This is a genomic window from bacterium, assembly GCA_040753555.1.
GTDB lineage: Bacteria > UBA9089 > UBA9088 > UBA9088 > UBA9088 > JBFLYE01.
In genome coordinates, this window is sequence record JBFMDZ010000129.1 from 1 (window position 1) to 6,285 (window position 6,285).

At 35.0% G+C, this 6,285-nt stretch carries 8 protein-coding genes; all 8 read left to right on the forward strand.

Going from position 1 to position 6,285, the window contains the following annotated elements; genetic code table 11:
* Window positions 1-571: 571 nt before the first annotated feature.
* The 8 genes from AB1630_09595 (at window position 572) to AB1630_09630 (ending at window position 6,168) form a co-directional block, all read left to right on the forward strand.
* Window positions 572-1,837, forward strand: coding sequence for an amidohydrolase (locus AB1630_09595; GenBank protein MEW6104042.1), 1,266 nt, complete (start codon window positions 572-574; stop codon window positions 1,835-1,837).
* Window positions 1,834-2,064, forward strand: a complete 231-nt coding sequence (locus AB1630_09600) for a hypothetical protein (GenBank protein MEW6104043.1) — start codon at window positions 1,834-1,836, stop codon at window positions 2,062-2,064. The genes AB1630_09595 and AB1630_09600 overlap by 4 nt, the downstream gene beginning before the upstream one ends.
* The gene (locus AB1630_09605) at window positions 2,051-2,437 is read left to right on the forward strand and encodes a retropepsin-like aspartic protease (GenBank protein MEW6104044.1); all 387 of its coding nucleotides are present in this window, start codon (window positions 2,051-2,053) and stop codon (window positions 2,435-2,437) included. The genes AB1630_09600 and AB1630_09605 overlap by 14 nt, the downstream gene beginning before the upstream one ends.
* Window positions 2,438-2,460: 23 nt before the next feature.
* Window positions 2,461-3,399: an NAD-dependent epimerase/dehydratase family protein gene (locus AB1630_09610; protein ID MEW6104045.1), complete on the forward strand. Its 939-nt coding sequence runs from the start codon at window positions 2,461-2,463 to the stop codon at window positions 3,397-3,399.
* Window positions 3,400-3,484: 85 nt separating this feature from the next.
* Entirely contained in the window at window positions 3,485-4,096 is a 612-nt protein-coding gene (locus tag AB1630_09615) for a TrkA family potassium uptake protein (protein MEW6104046.1), read from the forward strand.
* Entirely contained in the window at window positions 4,097-4,771 is a 675-nt protein-coding gene (locus AB1630_09620; protein ID MEW6104047.1) for a TrkA family potassium uptake protein, read from the forward strand.
* Window positions 4,772-4,841: 70 nt separating this feature from the next.
* Entirely contained in the window at window positions 4,842-5,540 is a 699-nt protein-coding gene (gene recO / locus AB1630_09625) for a DNA repair protein RecO (protein MEW6104048.1), read from the forward strand.
* Window positions 5,541-5,577: 37 nt separating this feature from the next.
* The gene (locus AB1630_09630) at window positions 5,578-6,168 is read left to right on the forward strand and encodes a CBS domain-containing protein (GenBank protein ID MEW6104049.1); all 591 of its coding nucleotides are present in this window, start codon (window positions 5,578-5,580) and stop codon (window positions 6,166-6,168) included.
* Window positions 6,169-6,285: the final 117 nt, after the last annotated feature.

Consider the following 6,285-nt stretch of genomic DNA (forward strand, 5'->3'; position numbering starts at 1 on the left):
TCTGTTGGTAGCATCCATAATGTGTGACAAAGGGAGAACTGCACTCTGGACAGCACAGGAATTTGCAAGATTCAAATTCCTCCTTAAGTAAATCCTCTAAATTGCCGATAATAATCATAGGTTCACCTTCCTTTATTTAGTTTTTCTATTCTTAATATCAAAAGGTTAGCCTCTTTCCTTTAGCCTTTATTTTTCAAAAAACATCCCCTACAAAATTTGCACCAGTCCCGTTAAATGTCCCTCCATTTCTTTTTTTCTCCTTACTTAATATGCAAGGAAGATTAGGGGAGACATTTCTATTTTGTCTACTAGGGGACATTTTCATTTGGTTATGACAGATATTAAGGTTTTTATTGCAAAGGAATAAAATTTTTGATAAAATGTTTGTAATTATTCACCACTTAAGACACAGAGGATGAATATATTATGAAAATAATATGGTATTTACAATCTATCCTTTTAAGCATCCAAATATTATGGAACAAATTTAATTTTGGTAGTTAATTCTATTATTCTCTGGGTCTTAAGTTGTGGTTTTGCGTTTTGACTTTTAAGTTTTAATTTTATTATAATGAGCATCTTAATTAAGAATATCCTCCTATTGGATGGTAAAAAAAGGGATATTTATATAGAGGAAAATATAATTAAAAAGATAGGCGAAGGTCTTAATCTTCCTGCAGATAAAACAATAGATGGAAAGAATAAACTTGCTCAACCTTCATTTATAAATTCCCATACCCATTCTGCAATGACCCTTCTTCGTGGATATGCAGATGATATGCCTCTCCTGCAATGGCTTTCTACAAAGATATGGCCTATTGAGGCAAAGATGGAGGAAGAAGATGTCTATTGGGGAGCAAAGCTTGCTTGCCTTGAGATGATAAGAAATGGAATAACAACATTTAACGATATGTATTGGCATTTTTCAGGAACAGCCAAAGCAACAGAAGAAATGGGAATGCGTGGAATCGTCTCGGCTGTGTTTATAGATATGTTTAATAAGGAAAAGGCAAAGGAGCAAATAGGGCTTAATGAAAACCTTTTTAGGGAGGCTAAAAGATATTCCAATAGGATAGCATTTGCCTTAGGACCACACGCAATCTATACAGTATCAGAGGGATCCTTAAGATGGGCATCTAATTTTTCAAAAGAGAATAATGTCTTTATTCACATCCACCTTTCAGAAACAGAGAAGGAGGTTAGGGATTGTATTGAAAAGCACAATCTTCGTCCAGTTGAATACCTTGAGAAGATTGGCTTTCTTTCCGAAAGGGTAATTGCCTGTCATTGTGTTTGGCTTTCAGAGAAAGAGATTGATATTTTAAAGGAGTATAAGGTAAAATGCGTATTTAATCCTATATCAAATATGAAGCTTTGTGTGGGCAAGGTCTTTCCTCATTTTAATTTAAAGGAGGTTGGAATACCCTGCCTCCTTGGAACAGATGGTGCATCTTCAAACAATAGCTTGAATATGTTTGAGGCAATGAAAATTGGCTCTCTGCTTTTTAAATTTTCATCTAATGACCCAACAGCCCTTAAGGCAGAGAGAGCATTTGATATGGCAACAATAAACCCAGCAATTGGATTTAATATAAATACAGGAAAAATTGAAGAGGGTATGCTTGCTGATATTACAATAATTGACATTGAAAGACCCGAATTTACCCCAGGGTATAACCCTATATCAGACCTTGTCTATTCAGCAAACCCATCCTGTGTGGATACGGTTATCTGCGATGGAAGAATTTTAATGGAAAACAAAAGAATAAACGGCGAAAGCGAGATTATAGAAAAGGCAAGGGAGGTTGCATTTAATTTAACGAAAAGAAAGTTATGAAGTGGAAAGAGATATTAAGGCAATATAAAGACGAATGGGTTTTGATTGATGTAAAAGAGATAGATGATGATTTTATGATAAAGGAAGGAGAGATAATTGCCCATTCCAAAGACAAAGAAGAAATATACAAAAACCTTTTAGAAAAAAGGCCAAAAAATTTTTCTATAGAATACACGGGAAAGATACCCGAAGACCTTGCGGTAGTTTTATGCTATGAAATCATATAAACTTGAAAGGCATGGACATTTACTTATGCTTAAAGCCTTTATTGAAGGTAAAGAAGGAAAGGCATATCCTAGGCTGCTTTTGGACACAGGTTCTGCATATACGATTATTTCACAGGAGATATTGGAAAATATAGGATGTAGCCCAGCAATTCCCAAAAGAAGACAAAGGATTATTACTGGAAGTGGATATGAGATTGTTCCTGTAGTTGATGCGAATAGATTTCACTGTTTGGGAAAAGCTATTGAAAACTTTGAGGTTTTAGCCCATACACTGCCTTTTGGAACCTATGTAGATGGTTTGTTAGGTATGGATTTTATGAATAGATTTGAAATTGAGATAAAGATTTATCTGGGAGAAATACTTATTAGGTAAAAGAAGAATAATTTAACCAAAAGATGAAAGTATTGGTTACAGGTGGTGCTGGTTTTATTGGTTCACATTTGGTAGAGGGGCTTGTCTCTTCTGGATGTGATGTTATTGTTATAGACAACCTTTCTGTCTCTGATTGCAATATTTCCATATTAAAAAATTTAGGGGCCTCTATAAATATCTGCAATATTGCAAACTTTGACGAGATAAAAGGGCTTTTTAAAGGTGTAGATAAGGTTTTTCATCTTGCTGCAATGAATAGGGCACAAAGGAGCATTGAAAACCCCCTTCTGGCAAATGAATATAACATTACAGGGACATTGAATGTATTAGAGGCATCCAAAAGGGCAGGTGTTTCAATGTTTATAAATGTTTCAAGTTCATCTGTATACGCAGGTGTAAGGGATAGATTGCTTTCCGAGGATATGCCCCTTTTGCCTCCCCATCCCTATGGGGTTGGTAAGCTTGCAGGAGAGCATTATGCAAGGATATATTATGAGCTATATGGCATGCAATATGTTACCTTAAGGTATTTTTCTGTCTATGGACCCCGTCAGCTTGGGGATATTGATAAGGCAGGCGTTATTGCAAAATTTATACACTCTGCATTTTCTAATAAACCCCTTACAATCTATGGAAATGGAGAGCAAAAAAGAAATTTTACCTATGTCTCTGATGTTTGTTCCCTTACAATTAAGGCAGGTGAAACAAAAGAGGCAATAGGAAAGGTAATAAACCTTGCAAACCCTAATGAGGTTTCTGTAAATTATCTTGCCGATGTAATAAAAAAGATTTTAGGAAGGAATTTAAAGGTAGAATACCTTCCTCCAATTTCAGGTGATCCAAAGAGAAACCCAGCTGATATATCAAGGCTTAAAGAGATTTTTGGATTCTCTCCAAAGGTAGATTTCAGGGAGGGAATAGAAAAGACAATAGATTGGTATGTTGAAAAACTTAAAATTTAAAACTAAAAATGCAAAACTTTGGTAAAATTTTATAAAAATAAAACCATAGTTTTTAGTTTTGCGTTTTGACTTTTGCGTTTTTAAGATGTATATAATCATTATTGGTTGTGGAAGGGTAGGAAGTGAGCTTGCCCTGCTCCTTTCAAAGGAGGGCCATAATGTTGTTGTTATGGACAAAAATCAAGAGGCATTCTCAAAGCTAGGAGGAGGATTTAATGGGATAACCATAGAAGGGTCTGGGTTTAATTTGGATGACCTTAAAGAAGCTGGGATTGAAAGGGCAGATGCCATTGCCTGCGTCTCTGACAAAGACAATGTTAATATTATCTCTGCCCAGGTTGCAAAGAAGCTCTTTGGGATAAAGAAGGTTATAACAAGGATTTATGACCCAAAGAGGCAGGAGACATATGAGGAGCTTGGTCTTGATGTTATTGGAGGAACAACCCTTATTGCCAAGCTCATAAAGGATAAACTTACACATCCCCATTTTATTCATCATTCATTCTTAAGGGATGATACAATGTTTATAGAGATAGAAGCAACAGAGGAGCTTTCTAAAGAGAAAATAGAAAAAATAGAGAAAAAGGAAAAAATAGAGGTTGTTGCTATAATGAGGGAAAAAGAAATAATTAAACCAGAAAGGGAAGAAAAATCACAAGCTGGGGATGTTCTTATTGGAATAAAGAAAGAAGATTAAATGTACATTGTCATTATTGGCGGAGGAAAGGTTGGTTTTCACTTAAGCAATATGCTTGCTAAGGATAAAAACGAAGTATCTCTTATTGAAAAGAATAAAACATTAGCCAGCGAACTTGCACAAGAGCTTTCTGGCATCCTTGTCATTCAAGGAGATGGTTGTGAATCCCAAACGCTTAAGGATGCAGGGGCAGAAAGGGCTGATGTTATTGTTGCAGCAACAGGAAGCGATGAGGATAACCTTGTTATTTCTCAGCTTGCAAAGGAGATATTTAATATTCCAAGAACCGTTGCAAGGGTAAATGACCCAAAGAATGAGCATATATTTAACCAGCTTGGCGTTGATATTTCCATAAATTCAACATCCATCATTGCAAAGATAATTGAGGAAGAGGCATCAATGGATGATTTTATGGACCTTTTGACCTTTAAGAAGGGAAATCTTTCTATTGTTAGGGTTGACCTTAGCGAGGAATCACCAGCAAAAGGCAAGCTTATTGAAGGGCTTTCCCTTCCAAAAAATACAGCAATTGTAGCTATTCTTAGAAAAAATGAGGTTATTTCTCCAAATCCAAAGGTAGTGTTAGAATCCGGTGATGATGTGATTGCCATAGGCCCTATTGAAAAAGAAGAAGAGCTTCTTAAGGCATTGCTTGGAGAGGTAGACTTGGAATGAATAGTTCACGCTCGATAGTCCACAGACCACAGCCATTGGTAAAGATTAAATCTGTTGACTATGGATTAATATGAGAAGGCTTCCACTTTATAAAACATCCGGGATTGTTCTTTTAAGAGGTGAATTAAAAGAAAATGATAAATCCGTTGTTATCTATACAGAAAGATTTGGAAAGATTTTGTCTTGTGTAAAGGGTGCAAGGAAAATAAAAAGTAGATTTAGTGGAATGATTGAACCATTTTCTTTCATTGATTTCTCATTTTGGTGGGGAGACCACACATCTATTATAAGGGAATGCAAAATAATAAAAAGCTTTTCTCCTTTAAGAGAGGATATAGAAAAGATGGAAATAGGAGCCTTTATTGTAAAGGCAACAAATTCACTTATTGGATTTTCCCATCCAGATTACAATATATTCCAATTGCTCATAGAAAGCCTTTCGTGGACAGAAGAAAAAAAAGATTTTTTGATAAAGCCATTGTTTATATTTAAACTAATTTTTCTTTTAGGGCTTTTTCCCAATTTTTCGCAATGTATATGTTGTCGTAAAAAGAGAGAAGATGCTATAGGATTAAACATTAAGGATGGAGGTCTTATGTGCAAGGAGCATTTAAATGGCTCTTTTCCTATTTCTCAAGCCTCTATAAAAATAATAGATAACCTTTCAAAAATTCCCTTTTCCTATGGAAAAAGAATAACAATTGCAGAAAACCTTAAAAAAGAGATAGAGGACATTAGCCAATATATCCTCTCTTTTCATTTACCTTAAAAGGAATATGGAGGAAATTAAAACAAAAATGGAGTTAATGAGGCTATTTCTAAAATATCCCATTAGCTCGCTACCAATAGTTGATGAAAAAAGAAAAATATTAGGCTTTCTCTCAAAACAGGATATAATTGCATCATCTGGAATGAAGGATGACATTAACCTTCCCATTGCTGATGTTATTGAGCATTACCTTAATCCTGTTGATAAAGAAAAGGATATTCACTTTCTTAATTTAATTTTAAAGAATTTTAACAAAATAAAGAAAATTCCTATAATGGATAGCTCTGGGAATATAGTGAATATGTGGGAAAGGTTTGAATTGATTGCAGGGTGGGAGGGAGAAGAAAATAGAGAAAGAAGGGATTTTTATTCCAAGCTATTTGACAACCTTCCCGTTGGGGTTGTTATTACATCAGAGAAGGGAAAAATTTTATACCTTAACCCATCTGCCTCATCCATTAGCGATACAAAAGGAAAAAAGATAGGTCGGGATTTTTACGAGGTTTTTAATGTAAAAATAGAACCTCCAGCTTCAAGAAAAAAGGAGGGAAATTTTATATTTGATGCAGGATATATTAAGGAAGACAATAAAATAAAAGGGACAATATATATCATTGAAAAAAGGTAACTATTCAGTCATTACAGAGAGAAACGGAGAATGGATGAATTGGAGAGAGGGAGAAGGGGAGAAAGGGAGAATCTTAAGAAGGGGAGAAATTTCTCCGTTTCACAGAAAAAGGGGAGA

Bases quoted from the DNA above. Each gene is read 5' to 3' on its own strand.
- recO (MEW6104048.1), top strand. From the start codon at position 4,842: ATGAGAAGGCTTCCACTTTATAAAACATCCGGGATTGTTCTTTTAAGA.
- AB1630_09600 (MEW6104043.1), top strand. From the start codon at position 1,834: ATGAAGTGGAAAGAGATATTAAGGCAATATAAAGACGAATGGGTTTTG.
- AB1630_09605 (MEW6104044.1), top strand. From the start codon at position 2,051: ATGAAATCATATAAACTTGAAAGGCATGGACATTTACTTATGCTTAAA.
- AB1630_09595 (MEW6104042.1), top strand. From the start codon at position 572: ATGAGCATCTTAATTAAGAATATCCTCCTATTGGATGGTAAAAAAAGG.
- AB1630_09630 (MEW6104049.1), top strand. From the start codon at position 5,578: ATGAGGCTATTTCTAAAATATCCCATTAGCTCGCTACCAATAGTTGAT.
- AB1630_09615 (MEW6104046.1), top strand. From the start codon at position 3,485: ATGTATATAATCATTATTGGTTGTGGAAGGGTAGGAAGTGAGCTTGCC.
- AB1630_09620 (MEW6104047.1), top strand. From the start codon at position 4,097: ATGTACATTGTCATTATTGGCGGAGGAAAGGTTGGTTTTCACTTAAGC.
- AB1630_09610 (MEW6104045.1), top strand. From the start codon at position 2,461: ATGAAAGTATTGGTTACAGGTGGTGCTGGTTTTATTGGTTCACATTTG.